This window comes from Peribacillus sp. FSL E2-0218 (genome assembly GCF_037992945.1).
Classification (GTDB): domain Bacteria; phylum Bacillota; class Bacilli; order Bacillales; family DSM-1321; genus Peribacillus; species Peribacillus simplex_B.
Window position 1 is genome coordinate 3,517,809 of record NZ_CP150304.1, and the last position, 13,801, is coordinate 3,531,609.

The following is a 13,801-nucleotide window of genomic DNA, read 5'->3' on the forward strand; positions in this document are numbered from 1 at the left end:
TAAAAAAACAGCCTGTACATATAACATGTACAGGCTGTTTTTCATGCGCCATTCCCAATGATTTCGACTTTTTCGACGAACTCCATTTTACGCAGTTTTGTAAGCAGTTCATTAATATCCATCGTCATTCCGCCCGTGTTGAGGGACAGGGTGACATTGGCACGGCCCTGCAAAGGAATCGTTTGATGGATGGTCATGATGTTGCAGCCGGATGATGCGACGAGCCGTAATAGCTCCGATAGAGTACCGGACCGATCTTCAAGATAGAAGAACAGGGTAATCAGTTTTTCTTTGACAACGGTATGAAACGGAAACACCGTGTCCCGGTATTTGTAAAAAGCGCTCCTGCTTAGGTCCACCCGCTGTACGGCTTCCCAAACTGATTCCGCTTTTCCCCGTTCAATCATTTCTTTTGCATCCAGCGTTTTTTTCATCGCTTCGGGAAGGACATCCTCTCGAACGAGGAAAAACTTCTGATCGGCCTTATTCAAACTCTGCACGCCTCCTTTTGCCTGCCATCATGGCATCTAATCAATCAACAAATTCAAATTCATATTCAAGGATACGGACGATATCGCCATTTGTGGCCCCTCTTTGACGAAGGCCTTCGTCGACTCCGAATGAACGGAGCTGCCTGGCGAAACGACGGATCGACTCTTCACGGGTGAAGTCCGTCATTTTGAATAGACGCTCGATCTTGAATCCTGATACAGCAAAGCTGCCATCGGATTCGCGTTCAATGTTGAACTCATCCGACTGTGATGTATGTTTATAAAGAACACGGTGGATTCCCGTATTTTCTTCTTCATGATCAAGTGGGAACTCAGGTGTTTCTTCGATTTTATCGGCAATTGCATAAAGAAGCTCACGAATTCCGTCACGCGTCACCGCAGAAATCGGGAAAACAGGGTAGTCTTCTTCCAGCTTTTCCTTGAATGCCGCAAGATTTTCTGCAGAGTCCGGCATATCCATTTTACTTGCAACGATGATTTGCGGACGCTCGGTCAAGCGCAGGTTGTATTCTTCCAGTTCTTTATTGATCGTTAGGTAGTCTTCATATGGATCCCTGCCTTCAAGTCCGGACATATCGATTACATGAACGATTACCCTCGTTCTTTCAATATGGCGCAGGAATTGATGGCCAAGGCCGACCCCTTCGGAAGCCCCTTCGATCAGACCAGGCAAATCGGCCATGACGAAACTGCGGTGATCTTCCGTTTCCACCATACCGAGGTTAGGGACGATCGTGGTGAAATGGTATTCGGCAATTTTAGGTCTTGCTGCGGAAACGACCGAAAGCAAAGTGGATTTCCCCACACTAGGGAAACCGACCAAACCGACATCAGCCAACAGCTTCAACTCCATGATGATATCGCGTTCCTGGCCAGGTTCCCCGTTCTCGGCGATTTCAGGAGCAGGATTGGCAGGTGTAGCAAAACGGGAATTCCCCCGGCCTCCGCGCCCACCCTTGGCAATGATGGCACGCTGTCCGTGCTCAACTAGATCAGCAATGACTTCCTTCGTTTTTTCATCAATGACAACCGTGCCTGGCGGAACCTTGATGACCATATCTTTTGCGGCCGCTCCATGCATGTTTTTGGACATGCCATGCTCACCCCGCGGTGCCTTAAAGTGACGTTGATAGCGGAAATCCATTAACGTACGCAAGCCCTCTTCCACCTCAAAAACGACATTGGCGCCATTACCGCCATCTCCGCCTGCAGGTCCGCCTTTTGGTATGAATTTCTCGCGACGATAAGCAACTATCCCGTTACCACCGTCTCCGCCTTTTATATAGACTTTCGTTTGATCGACAAACATGCTATCACTTCCTTGTTTTCTGCAAGTCAATTCTTGCTGTATACTTCTCTAAAAAATAATATTCATCTTAAAAAACATTTCATCCTCATTACATTCGCACAATTCGATCGTTTGCCCAGCCGTTAGCGACCGTTCCAAAAACTCGATCACTGCTGGTTGGTCAATGAACCTGCCTTGCAAATGAAAGGAACAGCGCATGTTGCTCATTTCTTTTTCACCTATGGAAACAGACAGTACGTTTTCAAAAGCCGGGTCCAGACTCTTATCCAAAATGGAAAAGTAATCGGTCGTCCAGCGATACATCCGCTCATCCACCTCGGCAGATCCTTCAAACACATCGATGATTTCATATTCGCAATAAAATGATCCGTTATTCCAATTGGAAGTCAGCAGCATTTCGGTGAATTTCGGTAAATTCAAGCTGGACAGACGTGCTTCATTCTGAGTTTCAATAATGATTTCATCAATGATGCCCTTGACACGGTCAATTCTGTTCAGCTCAAGATTGCCTTTGATGATTTGAATTTTATTCAGCCAATCATGCCTGGTTTGACGCAGGGTTTCAATAGTCGTCCAATTTTTATCCATTATTTACACCTTCAATTATGATAAAGAAACTTTTTTCAGCTCTATCATGTTGAATACTTCCATTTTACAGTATAACAAAAAAACAACAAACAGGAAATGAAGCTCGATTCACATGCCTTCACATGAAGCCCCCGTCCAAAAAATACAGCCACACACCCTGAGTTCTTTGGACGATGGTAGAGCCATTTGAACTTGAAAAGAGAATGGGCCTTATCTTAGCACCAATTGGAGATGGTATAGTTGAATTGGACTGTCCATCCGGATGAACCAAACGGGGTGAATGAGTAATGCGGTTGTTCCCCTGAAAGTGTAAGAAAGCCCGCCGGTTGGCGAGCCTTTTGTAAGTCAGAGGTTGTTTTCCTTATACTGATGACTAAAGTCTCCTGCAAAACGCTGGTTATTTATCGAACCATAGTATAAATAAAGGGCCGGACCCCTTCTTCTCTACTATATAGCCCTACCATTATTAAAAATGACGCGGTATATAGTGTCTCGTAGAAGGAATCAGACCCTTTTGAGTCAGCCTCTGTTCAAAGATGCCAATTATGCTTCTTGTGCAACTGGATATACGCTTACTTTTTTACGGTCACGTCCAAAACGTTCGAATTTAACAACACCGTCTACCTTAGCGTATAGAGTATCGTCTCCACCACGGCCTACATTCTCACCTGGATAGATTTTCGTTCCGCGTTGACGGTAAAGGATAGAACCACCAGATACGAATTGACCGTCTGCACGTTTAGCGCCAAGACGCTTAGAGATTGAGTCACGTCCGTTCTTTGTAGAACCTACTCCTTTTTTCGAAGCGAAGAACTGAAGATTTAATCTTAACATTTGTTCCACCTCCTATTGGTTGAGGATAATTTTCATGTATTTACCATAATCACGTTCGATGGTTTGCAGCGATACGAGCATGCCGTTCAAAAGCAGCTGGACCTTCTCTTCGGATTCCGGTGAAAGATTCCCCGGGATGACGCAGCGAAGATAGCCGCCTTCTCTTCCTTGCTCGATCTCAGGCTCCACGTCCGTTAAGGACATGATTGCATTGACTGCCCCGAAGGATACAGCCGATACACCTGCACAAACGATATCAGAACCTTTTTTAGCAAAATTGGCATGTCCGCTTAAGGTGAACGAAGCAATTCGTTCCTGCGGAGCATTAAAGACAACTTTAATCATCTAGAATCAGCCCTTACGCGTTGATTGCTTCGATAACAACTTTTGTGTATGGTTGACGATGACCTTGTTTTTTACGATTGTTTTTCTTCGCTTTGTATTTGAAAACAGTGATTTTCTTTTGCTTCCCTTGTTTTTCGACAGTACCTGTTACAGTAGCGCCTTCAACTAGTGGAGCACCGACTTTCACGTCTTCGCCACCTACGAATAAAACTTTGTCAAATGTAACAGTTTCGCCTGCTTCTGCGTTTAATTTTTCAATGTAAACCGCTTCGCCAGCTGCTACTTTAATTTGTTTACCGCCAGTTTCGATAATTGCGTACATACTTGCACCTCCTTGAATGTCTCAGACTCGCCAATCACAGGCGTCTTGCCTGAAAGGCAAAAGCTTGGGACCTGTTGTTGAGCGGTTGTAGCACGGGTGCTACAAACATAACAGTAAAATCCTATCATGAAACCGGAATGCCTGTCAATATATTTGTAGAAATTCTCTCCCGTCATTCGATGGCGCCGCTGATTTCCTTCATGCTTCCAAAGCGCTTGATGGAATAGGCATTCATGGAGCCGGGGATAAATGATAGGAATACCCTTTTGCCGATCAATTCCTCCAACGTCTGCCTGTACGATTCTTTTTCACCGAGCAGCACGTCCGCCACCGCCTTACTTGCCTCGACCCAGACCGCTTCATCATCGGTCTTGCGGTGCTCCAGCAGTTCACGCTCCAGCCGGAAGGCTACGGTTTCCGGGCTCTCGATTTTCCCGCTTCCACTGCAAACCGGGCAAGGAACCGTCATCAATTCGCTTAAAGACGGCGAGGTTCTCTTTCTTGTCACTTGGAGGATGCCCAGTTCAGTAAAGCCGATGACCTGTACCCGCTTCTCATCCTTTGCCGTCTCCTTTTTAACGATATCGATGATTTCCTGCTCGTGGCGCGATTGAGCCATATTGATGAAGTCGATCAAAATGATTCCGCTGATATTCCTAAGCCTTACCTGGCGGGCGATCTCTTTCGCCGCCGCCTGATTCACGGCAAACAAGGTTGCCTCCTTGGCCACTTTTCCGGTGAACTTGCCTGAATTGACATCGATGACCGTGAATGCTTCCGTTTCTTCAAAGATTAAATAACCGCCATTATCAAGCCAAACGATTTTCTTGCTCAATTTTTCCACTTGCGCTTCCATATTCGCTTCGGAAAAAATATTTTGCGGACCGGGTGCCTGGGATATTTCCCATCCCTTCTCATTTTCCTCTACCCATTTACTCAATGCGCGGCAGGCTGCTGAATCATCGACGACAAGCTGGCCGACTGCCGTTCGGGACATTTCATTCATGATCATCTCCAAAAACTTATCCCTCGCAAGCAGCAGTGCCGGAGCCTTGAGGGAGGCAGCCTTCCTTTCAAGTCCTTGATACTGCTCACGCAATGAAGTCAGCCTTTCCAGGAAGACCGCTTCACTCTCGTTCTCCATCGAGGTGCGTACGATCAATCCCTCATCAGGATTTTTGTTTTGCAGGGCTGTTTCCCGCCACTGCATTTGCAGGTGCTCGTTTTTGAATTTCTTGGACACGCCGACATAATCGATTCCATGTATGTATACGAGGGATTCTGTGGAAAACTCGATCAGCCCCGTCAATTTAGCTCCTTTTGTACCTGTCTCATCACGGCTTACCTGAACGAGCAGCTTTTCTCCCTGACGGACAAATTGACCGATGGCCGCTTTTCCTTCAACGTTTTTTGTCAGTTGGAAGGAAGGGAGCTCGTCTCGATGCAAGAAGCCATTCTTCTCTGCCCCATAATCAATGAAGGCCGCATCCATACCGGGCAATACCTTCGTCACTTTCCCAAGATAAATGTTACCGACCGTACTGCGGTGGTGATCAGGCGTAATGACAAGCTGGCGTAGTACCTCATTCTCCAATACGGCGACTCTTTTTTCGCGTGAAGCCAGGTTGGCAATCATCTTTTTCATTAAAAAAATCCTCTCCTCAATTTGAAGAAAGGATAACATATTTAATAAGAATATAATAGGTCACCGATTTTCCCATTTGTCATTTTCTCGGAAAAATAAGCATGAAGGATTTCCGTTTCATCCAAAGAGCCGCTCTCCTTGCCGTTTTTCATGATGATGACGGGATGTTTGCACCCTCGTTGAAACAGTTCCAACACTTTATAAATCGGTTCTTGTGCATCCACCAAAATGGGCTTCAATTTCGCCAAGTCATTCGTATGCCCGTAATGGCGCTGCAGGAGGAAGCGGATAAATGCATAATAGCGCTGCCGCCATTCCATCACGAGTGAGAGACTGATGAAAAAGACGATGAGCCAAATATTCAAATTGAGCGGATCAAGAATGAGCCAGGTCAAAAAAGCCACGACAGCGAATGCTGCCGAAAAATGAAGTGTATGCTTCTGGGCTTCAAGAAAGGTGCAATAAAGCGAAATACCTATGAATAGCAGCCGCCCCCCGTCCAAGGGCCAAATCGGCAGCAAATTAAACGCCAGCAGCATCAAGTTCATATACAAAAAGGGCTGATACAGCTCCTGGGAAATAAAAGAAAAGAAATAGAGCAAAAAAGCTGCACCAATAAGCCAAACATGCTGAAGCGGACCGGCAAGCACAACCGCCAAATCCTCCTTCAAACTTTTATTGCCATACTCCTCCGTCTCGACAGCCCCCCCGAAAGGAAGCAGCTGGATGGATTTTATCCGCCATTTAAAGTGCTGAGCACAGACGGCATGCCCCATTTCATGAATGAAGACGATGAGCAGCAGCATCAGCACTTCCACGAAATGGGCAGTGAGGATGGCAACGCCAATCACGAACCACAATGTCGGATGCACCCTGATCTTAAACAGCAATTTCCCATATTCACTCAAATTGAATCACCTTTTTAGGATTGACGAAAGCGTCATTTTCTTTGATCGCTAAATAAAACCTGCCCTTGGATCCGTCTTCACTGACTGTAACCTGTCCTACTTCATTGCCCTTTTTAACAAATTCGTACAGCTTCACATCAATCTCTTTCAGCTGCCCGTACCAGGATTCACTTTGATTGGCATGCTGGATGACGACCGTCTTCCCTATCCCCTCCTTTTCACCGGCAAAAATGACTACGCCCTCATTGACTGCCTCCACCTTGGAGCCTTTGCTCGTTTCCAGGATGATCCCCTCACCGTTCGTCTCGAAAGTTTGGGTGATCTTGCCTGAGGCAGGCATCGCATATTCCTTCGTGTCAACCGTTTCCTTATCCGCTTCCTTTGGCAAAAAAGCGATCGGTTTGCCAAACGCATTTTCGTACCAATTGGAGATGGAAGCGAATTGGAATTCCTTGCTCATGTTTTCCGTGACAAAGCTCCTGGCAGGCTCCAGCCGTGCCGAAGGATGTTTGAACATCACCGCGATGATCAGGAACAGGCAGACACTGACAAGTATTTTAAAGAAGAAATATTCTTTCCTGAAAAGCGGATGATCTTTTTCCGAATATCCGTTAAAAGAATCAACACCATACGATTCATCATTGTTGATCTCCGTCCAACTGCCGTTTCCAACTGGACTTTCATTAACCTTGCGTCTCTTGGCGATGCGATTGCGGATATCTTTCCTGCGATCATCCATAAAGGATCCCCCCTGCTTTAAAAAGCGCTATATTACAGCGTATGAGCAACTTGTCCAGACTATGACCGAGAAAAGATGTTGGAAATAAAATAAATATCGCACCTGTAAATCGAGCAAAAAGCCATGAAATCCAAAGGATTTTCGCATCGATTGATGAATTCGGATAAATGAGGGAAAAATCCAATTGATATTGTTCCCTGAAATTTGTTATAATAAAGTGGTTTTAACATTATTGAGGGGGAACATTTTTTTATGTCAATCGAAATAGGCAGCAAAGTACAAGGTAAAGTAACAGGTATCACTAATTTTGGAGCATTTGTAGAATTACCAGGAGGCTCGACAGGTCTTGTGCATATCAGTGAGGTAGCAGATAGCTATGTAAAAGACGTCAATGACCATCTTAAAGTAGGCGACCAAATTGAAGTAAAAGTGATTAGTGAGAAAGACGGAAAAACTGCCTTGTCCATCAAAAAGGCTATAGATAGACCCGAAGGGCAAACCTCTTCTTATACCAAACGCCCACCACGCCAAGGGGATAGCCGTTCTAAAGATTTTCGTTCAAAAGGTAACTTCCAACCAAAGGAAAATTTCGAAGATAAAATGGTTCGCTTCTTAAAGACTAGTGAAGAAAATTTATCGACTCTTAAACGCAGCACCGAATCGAAACGCGGCGGCAGAGGCGGCAGACGCGGATAACCTATCTGCATATAGACAAGGCAAGCCAAAACCATGGCTTGCCTTTTTTATGTATTCGAAAAGCAAAAAAAAGCGGGGCATCAAATGCTCCCGCTTCCATTGAATTTGTTTGACTCCAAGGGCTTGGCCCCTTACTTTTCAGACGATCCAAATAGAGTCACGGAAAAGGGAATTCACCGTACGCTAAAGAACTTTTTCAATTTGGACATGAAGCCCTTCGGTTCGCCGCCGATTGGCGACAAAGGCACGGATTCACCAAGAATCCTGCGGGCTATGTTCCGATAGGCAAGCGAGACTCTATTGTCTGGATTATAGGCAATTGGTTCCTTTTTATTCGCTGCCACAATGACCTGGTCATCGTCAGGAATGACACCAATCAAATCAATTTTTAGAAAATCGGTAACGCCATCGATATCCATTTCTTCATCTTCATGAAGCAAATGGCCGCGTATCCGGTTGATGATCAATTGGGGCGGCTCAATTTGCTCTTCTTTTTCCAGCAGGCCAATGATGCGGTCTGCATCCCTGACAGCGGGTCTCTCGGCAGTCGTCACGATGATCGCCTTGTCTGCCCCGGCGATGGCATTCCTGAAGCCCTGCTCTATGCCTGCTGGGCAGTCAATGAGGATATAATCATAGTCCGGCTTCATGTCGCTGATGAGTTTCTTCATCTGCTCTTCATTCACCGCTGATTTATCACTATTTTGCGGAGCCGGAAGCAAATAAAGCAAATCCTCGAAATGTTTATCTTTAATAAGCGCTTGATGTATCTTACAGCGCCCTTCGACCACATCGACCAAATCATAGATGATCCGGTTTTCCAACCCCATGATCACATCCAAGTTCCGCAGACCGATATCCGTATCAATCAAGCAAACCTTTTTGCCTAGAAGAGCTAAAGATGTTCCCAAATTGGCGGAGGTGGTCGTTTTCCCGACACCACCCTTACCGGATGTTATAACTATTGCCTCTCCCACGATTAGAGACCCCCTTCTAATCTATTTAAATTAGGTCTATATTTCTTTAAAACTTGCAGTTTGTCGATAATGATATTTTCATCATCATCCATGAAGGCACATTCCAAATCATGCCCCCATTTCGTATATTCATCAGGAGATAAATTGACTTGTCCGGCAATGCGGAGCTGGGCAGGCTTCATGACCGAGGCCGCTATTATGGCCTCATTATTCCCCTTGTAACCGGCATGGGCTATTCCCCTTAGCTGCCCCATTACATATATGCTGCCACCGGCACGTACCGTTCCATCAGGATTGACATCCCCGATCAGGAGTAAATCCCCGGGAACTTCAAAAACCTGTCCAGATCTTATCACCTTGGTCACGGTCGTCACTTGGTTTTCGTCTTTCCAGCGGTTCGCTTCATCCTTTGTCAGGACATTCGAAATCATCTCATCTACGAAAAGCTTCTTTTTTTTGTGGATGACCTCTTTAATCATTTCTTCTTGTTTTTCATCAAGATAGCGGTTCCCTGTATGTACTTTAACGGAAATGGACGGGTCATTTTCTTGAAACTGATAGTTTGCCGAAAGCTTCACTTCTAACTCTTTCAATAATTCGGAAAATGAGCAAGAATCATCGAGATGAAGCATAAACCCGTCTTTTGTTCCCTTAATCATGACATTTTGCTGAATTCTTTTATTCATGACGTTTGTTTCACCTCAATGAAATATAATTCGACATAGGAAAACAATTTTCCTTTTTCTACGTCCTCGGAAAAGAGAAAATACAATTCCGACCTGCTCTTCGGACATTGAAACGTTATTCCGCGTCTCCTTGCAAATCAAGCTTTTCGAATATTCTCTTTAAAGGATAGCAGCTGACGATAATGAATACGAGATTCAATAACAAGGTCGGCAGCAATCTCCTCTCCGCGAATTCACCGAATGGCATATCGGCGAACGAAAGGATGGTATTCATCTGAAAGATGACCAGCTCCAAAACGGCCGTGAATAAAAAAGCCGTCAGACAGGCAATCAATATATTATTTTGCAGGATTTTCATGCATTTTGAAATCAAGTAGGCAAGAAAAGGAAGCAGGAACATATAGATTCCCAGGATTTCCGTATACACGACATCATAGGTCAATCCAAGGATGGCTCCATAAAGCATGCCCATTTTCCTGGAACCGTACATGGTCAGGAAAAAGATGAAAATCATCATAAAATGGGGAACGAGGATTTTATCGTCCCCGAACGTATCTCCAGCAAACAGCTGCGCAAAGATGCTTTCAAAAACGAAAAAAATCAGGGCTATAAAAGAAAGGATGAATTGTTTCACTCCACTTCATCCTCCCCATCACTTTCATCCGCTACCCCGCCAACTTCACGCTGAACGACCATAACATTATTTATATCGTATAAATCCGTGGCAGGTTCAATATATGCAGTCTGGTTCAATCCATATTGATCCACTTTGACATCAACCACTTTTCCGATCAAAAGGCCTTTTGGGAAGATCCCGCCATAACCGGAAGTGATGACCGTCGAATCCTTCTTGATTTTTTTATCATATGGAATCCGTTTCATTAACAAAAGGTTCCTTTTATCATCGAATCCTTCAATCAAACCGTATGCCTTATCATCACCTTGAACGATGGCCGAAACACGGTTGGCTTTATCGATCGAACTTAAGAGCTGAACCGAAGCCGTGAAATCAGTCGCGGATTTGACCTTGCCTACGAGCACATTGGACTTGATGACGGCCATATTTTTTTCTACCCCATTACGCTTTCCTTTATTGATCGTCAGCATCTCATTCCAACGGTCAGGATTACGGCCGATGACCGTCGATTGAATCGATGAATACTTCCGCAGGTCATCTTCTTTTTTGAGGTTATCGCGAAATTCATCATTTTCTTCTTTTAAATCCTGTACCTGGGTTTTCAATAATACATATTCATCCAGGCGGGCCTTCAATTTTTTGTTTTCATCGTATGTATGTTGAAGGTCCTTTAAGCCCCCTACAAATCCTGTTATACCCGATACTGGCTTATTAAACACATTCCCAACCCAGCCTGTCGTATCTTTCAGGAATTGCTCCGGCCATGTCAACTCTTCTCTTTCCTTTAAGGAAAAACCGATCAATGCCACGAGAACGATGATACTAACGAGCAAGAGAAGGAGCTTTTTATTAAAAAACTGTGGCATGGTAATTGCACCTCTATATCTTAATATCATATCTTACTATCTTTATACTTCACTCTTATAAATCTTGCATGTGCTGCCTGTACTGGTCATACCCAGCTTGAACATAAGAAAAACCGGCTCAAAATTGCAACCTTTTGTTGAGCCGGCTCCTATTTGAGAAGTTATGCTTATCGGGAATCTCTTGATTTAGTTTTGAATAAGTGAATGTGGTCCAACGCTTTCCCCGTGCCGATCGCCACACAATCCAGCGGATTTTCGGCGATGATCACCGGCATTTGCGTCTCTTCACTGATCACTTTATCCAAATTGCGCAGTAAAGCTCCTCCGCCGGTCAGGACGATGCCTCTGTCCATGATATCTGCGGCCAATTCAGGCGGTGTTTTTTCCAGGGTGTTTTTCACGGAATCCACAATAGCAGAAACTGTATCGCTTAATGCTTTGGATATTTCATCAGCTGTGATTTCGATCGTCTTTGGTAAACCAGTCAATAAGTCACGGCCGCGAATCTCCATGTTTTCGACGCCTTCCGTGTCACCGGCAGAACCAATTTCCATTTTAATCGCTTCTGCAGTGCGCTCACCGATCATCAAATTGTAGTTTTTGCGTATGTAAACGATAATGGCATCATCCATTTCGTCACCAGCAATGCGGATGGATTGGCTTGTTACGATACCCCCAAGGGAAATGATGGCCACTTCCGTCGTTCCTCCGCCGATATCAACGACCATGCTGCCTGTAGGCTCCCAAACAGGAAGGTCTGCACCAATCGCTGCTGCAAACGGTTCTTCGATCGGGTATGCATCACGTGCCCCCGCTTGTCTGGCTGCATCAATGACTGCACGCTGCTCAACAGCTGTAATTCCAGAAGGAACGCAAATCATGACATATGGCTTGTTGCCGAATACACCTTTTTTTTGGGCTTCTTTCATATAGTACTTCATCATGGTAGCCGTCGTTTCATAATCGGCAATTACGCCGTCTTTCATCGGACGGAGGGCAACCACGTTTCCAGGTGTACGGCCGATCATGTTTTTCGCATCGTTTCCGACTGCAACGATTTGCTTTGTATCGGTTTGCACCGCTACAACGGATGGTTCGCGAACCGCGATCCCTTTTCCTTTAACATATACGAGCGTGTTAGCCGTTCCTAAATCAATCCCTATATCTCTAGCGCCTATTCCAAACATTGGTATCTCCCTTTCGTAAACAAAAATGCCTTTTTTTATAAGTTCAACATGTAATTTGTCGTTTTTTGACAATAAGAGTTTTGAAAAAGTTTCCTCTTTTAAAAATCATAAACAATATTATATCGTATCGTCAAAAATTTTGATAGTGTCATAAATAACCTTTTTCCTTCAAACTAACATATTTATGCTCCCCGATAATGATGTGGTCCAATACTTCAATCCCGATAATTCTACCACATTCGGCTAATCTTTTCGTCACTTCAATATCTTCTCTGCTAGGAGTGGGGTCTCCGGAGGGGTGGTTATGAAGACAGATGATAGAGGCGGCAGACCTTCTGAAAGCTTCTTTAAAAACCTCGCGCGGGTGCACGATCGAGGCATTGAGGCTGCCGATGAAGATTGTTGTTTTTTGGAGCACTTGATTTTTCGTATTCAAATAAAGGCAGACGAAATGTTCCTGGGTCAAAAACCGCATTTCCTCCATGCAGTAATTGGCCCCATCTTCAGGTGAACGAATCACATAGCGGTCTTGATCATTCAATTGGTTCATTCTCCTGCCAAGTTCGACTGATGCAAGAATATGGATCGCCTTCGCTTCGCCTATTCCTTTGATTCCTGTCAATTCTTCCACGGAGGCTTCTTTTAACAGACGCAGGCCTTTGACCGAATTGATGAGCCTGCCTGCTAGCTGGAGTACGGATTCTTCCCGTGTACCCGTCCTCAATAGCAGCGCGAGCAACTCCTGGTTGGAGAGGCTTTGCGGTCCGTCTTGCAGAAACCGTTCGCGCGGTCTCTCTTCTTTCGGGTAATCCTTTATTAACATTTTTTCACTCAAAACATCCTTCCTCCCATCGAAAGGGAGATGCCAGAGCGGAAATCATTCACCTATGTCCGCCTGCAACGCCTTGAGCTCACGGGCCAATCTTGAAACCGGAAGCCCGACGACAGAGAAGTAGTCCCCTTTGATTTGTTTGACAAGCAGGGATCCGTATCCTTGTATCCCATAACCGCCCGCTTTATCAAAAGGTTCCCCGCTATCCAGATAACGTTCGATTTCAGCTCCTGGCAGCTCCCAAAATGTCACTTCCGTTTTTTCTGCGAACACTTTGCCATGCTTGCCGAATAAGATGGCAACACCCGTATATACCTCATGTGTCCGGCCTGATAGCATCTCCAGCATTCTTTTTCCATCCGCGCGGCTTGTTGGCTTGCCTAATATCTTTCCATCAAGGACGACAACCGTGTCCGAGCCGATTACCCAGCGTTCCTGAAATCTTGCTGCGATGGCTTTCGCCTTACGCGAGGCAAGCTCTTTCACAGCAGCATCCGGGCACATGGTATCATCAATCGTTTCATCGACATTGGAATTCATGCTTTCAAAGGGGATTTGTAGAAACTGCAGAAGTTCTTTACGACGTGGTGATGAAGAAGCTAAAATCAATGGCTGCATAATTAAAAGGTCACCTTTCTTTACATAGGGAGATACATATCTATCCTATCAAATTATCTTCCAATCCACAATTATTGTTTACTACGAATCGACAAATCCA

At 45.0% G+C, this 13,801-nt stretch carries 17 protein-coding genes and 1 other annotated feature; of the genes, 1 reads left to right on the top strand and 16 read right to left on the bottom strand.

Annotation, left to right across the window (positions count from 1 at the left end):
- Nucleotides 1-41 precede the first annotated feature (41 nt).
- The 9 genes from MHI53_RS16915 to MHI53_RS16955 form a co-directional block, all read right to left on the bottom strand.
- Nucleotides 42-491: an ACT domain-containing protein gene (locus MHI53_RS16915; protein ID WP_061143471.1), complete on the bottom strand. Its 450-nt coding sequence runs from the start codon at nucleotides 489-491 to the stop codon at nucleotides 42-44.
- A gap of 40 nt (nucleotides 492-531) precedes the next feature.
- Complete coding sequence (gene obgE, locus MHI53_RS16920; protein ID WP_061143472.1) at nucleotides 532-1,821, bottom strand: GTPase ObgE; 1,290 nt, start codon at nucleotides 1,819-1,821, stop codon at nucleotides 532-534.
- Between the two features lie 48 nt (nucleotides 1,822-1,869).
- Entirely contained in the window at nucleotides 1,870-2,409 is a 540-nt protein-coding gene (locus MHI53_RS16925; protein ID WP_061143473.1) for a Spo0B domain-containing protein, read from the bottom strand.
- A 543-nt stretch (nucleotides 2,410-2,952) separates the two neighbouring features.
- The gene (gene rpmA / locus MHI53_RS16930) at nucleotides 2,953-3,243 is read right to left on the bottom strand and encodes a 50S ribosomal protein L27 (RefSeq protein WP_061143474.1); all 291 of its coding nucleotides are present in this window, start codon (nucleotides 3,241-3,243) and stop codon (nucleotides 2,953-2,955) included.
- Nucleotides 3,244-3,255: 12 nt separating this feature from the next.
- On the bottom strand, nucleotides 3,256-3,588 hold the full coding sequence (locus MHI53_RS16935; RefSeq protein WP_340371796.1) for a ribosomal-processing cysteine protease Prp: 333 nt from the start codon (nucleotides 3,586-3,588) through the stop codon (nucleotides 3,256-3,258).
- Between the two features lie 13 nt (nucleotides 3,589-3,601).
- Nucleotides 3,602-3,910, bottom strand: a complete 309-nt coding sequence (gene rplU / locus MHI53_RS16940) for a 50S ribosomal protein L21 (protein ID WP_034308849.1) — start codon at nucleotides 3,908-3,910, stop codon at nucleotides 3,602-3,604.
- A gap of 13 nt (nucleotides 3,911-3,923) precedes the next feature.
- Nucleotides 3,924-4,007: a sequence feature (ribosomal protein L21 leader region), on the bottom strand.
- Between the two features lie 75 nt (nucleotides 4,008-4,082).
- Nucleotides 4,083-5,555 (bottom strand): Rne/Rng family ribonuclease, encoded by a 1,473-nt coding sequence (locus MHI53_RS16945; RefSeq protein ID WP_340371797.1) that lies wholly within the window; start codon nucleotides 5,553-5,555, stop codon nucleotides 4,083-4,085.
- Nucleotides 5,556-5,596: 41 nt separating this feature from the next.
- On the bottom strand, nucleotides 5,597-6,463 hold the full coding sequence (locus MHI53_RS16950) for a M50 family metallopeptidase (protein WP_340371798.1): 867 nt from the start codon (nucleotides 6,461-6,463) through the stop codon (nucleotides 5,597-5,599).
- Nucleotides 6,456-7,202 (bottom strand): M23 family metallopeptidase, encoded by a 747-nt coding sequence (locus MHI53_RS16955; RefSeq protein ID WP_061143478.1) that lies wholly within the window; start codon nucleotides 7,200-7,202, stop codon nucleotides 6,456-6,458. The genes MHI53_RS16950 and MHI53_RS16955 overlap by 8 nt, the downstream gene beginning before the upstream one ends.
- A gap of 252 nt (nucleotides 7,203-7,454) precedes the next feature.
- Here MHI53_RS16955 and MHI53_RS16960 point away from each other — a divergent pair, with 252 nt between their 5' ends.
- The gene (locus MHI53_RS16960; protein WP_034308861.1) at nucleotides 7,455-7,898 is read left to right on the top strand and encodes a S1 domain-containing RNA-binding protein; all 444 of its coding nucleotides are present in this window, start codon (nucleotides 7,455-7,457) and stop codon (nucleotides 7,896-7,898) included.
- Between the two features lie 173 nt (nucleotides 7,899-8,071).
- On the opposite strand, the gene minD is transcribed toward MHI53_RS16960, so the two are convergent.
- From minD to MHI53_RS16995, 7 genes are all read right to left on the bottom strand, one after another.
- Nucleotides 8,072-8,875: a septum site-determining protein MinD gene (gene minD, locus MHI53_RS16965; protein ID WP_061143480.1), complete on the bottom strand. Its 804-nt coding sequence runs from the start codon at nucleotides 8,873-8,875 to the stop codon at nucleotides 8,072-8,074.
- Nucleotides 8,876-8,877: 2 nt separating this feature from the next.
- Nucleotides 8,878-9,561 carry a septum site-determining protein MinC gene (gene minC / locus MHI53_RS16970; RefSeq protein WP_061143481.1) on the bottom strand — a complete coding sequence of 228 codons (684 nt, stop codon included), beginning with the start codon at nucleotides 9,559-9,561 and terminating at the stop codon, nucleotides 8,878-8,880.
- 115 nt (nucleotides 9,562-9,676) lie between these two features.
- Entirely contained in the window at nucleotides 9,677-10,195 is a 519-nt protein-coding gene (mreD, locus tag MHI53_RS16975; RefSeq protein WP_061143482.1) for a rod shape-determining protein MreD, read from the bottom strand.
- Nucleotides 10,192-11,064: a rod shape-determining protein MreC gene (gene mreC / locus MHI53_RS16980; protein ID WP_061143483.1), complete on the bottom strand. Its 873-nt coding sequence runs from the start codon at nucleotides 11,062-11,064 to the stop codon at nucleotides 10,192-10,194. Before mreC ends, mreD begins: the two co-directional genes overlap by 4 nt.
- A 167-nt stretch (nucleotides 11,065-11,231) precedes the next feature.
- Complete coding sequence (locus MHI53_RS16985) at nucleotides 11,232-12,251, bottom strand: rod shape-determining protein (protein ID WP_061143484.1); 1,020 nt, start codon at nucleotides 12,249-12,251, stop codon at nucleotides 11,232-11,234.
- Between the two features lie 148 nt (nucleotides 12,252-12,399).
- Nucleotides 12,400-13,074 carry a DNA repair protein RadC gene (gene radC, locus MHI53_RS16990; RefSeq protein ID WP_061143527.1) on the bottom strand — a complete coding sequence of 225 codons (675 nt, stop codon included), beginning with the start codon at nucleotides 13,072-13,074 and terminating at the stop codon, nucleotides 12,400-12,402.
- Between the two features lie 54 nt (nucleotides 13,075-13,128).
- Nucleotides 13,129-13,701 (bottom strand): Maf family protein, encoded by a 573-nt coding sequence (locus MHI53_RS16995; RefSeq protein ID WP_061143485.1) that lies wholly within the window; start codon nucleotides 13,699-13,701, stop codon nucleotides 13,129-13,131.
- Nucleotides 13,702-13,801: the final 100 nt, after the last annotated feature.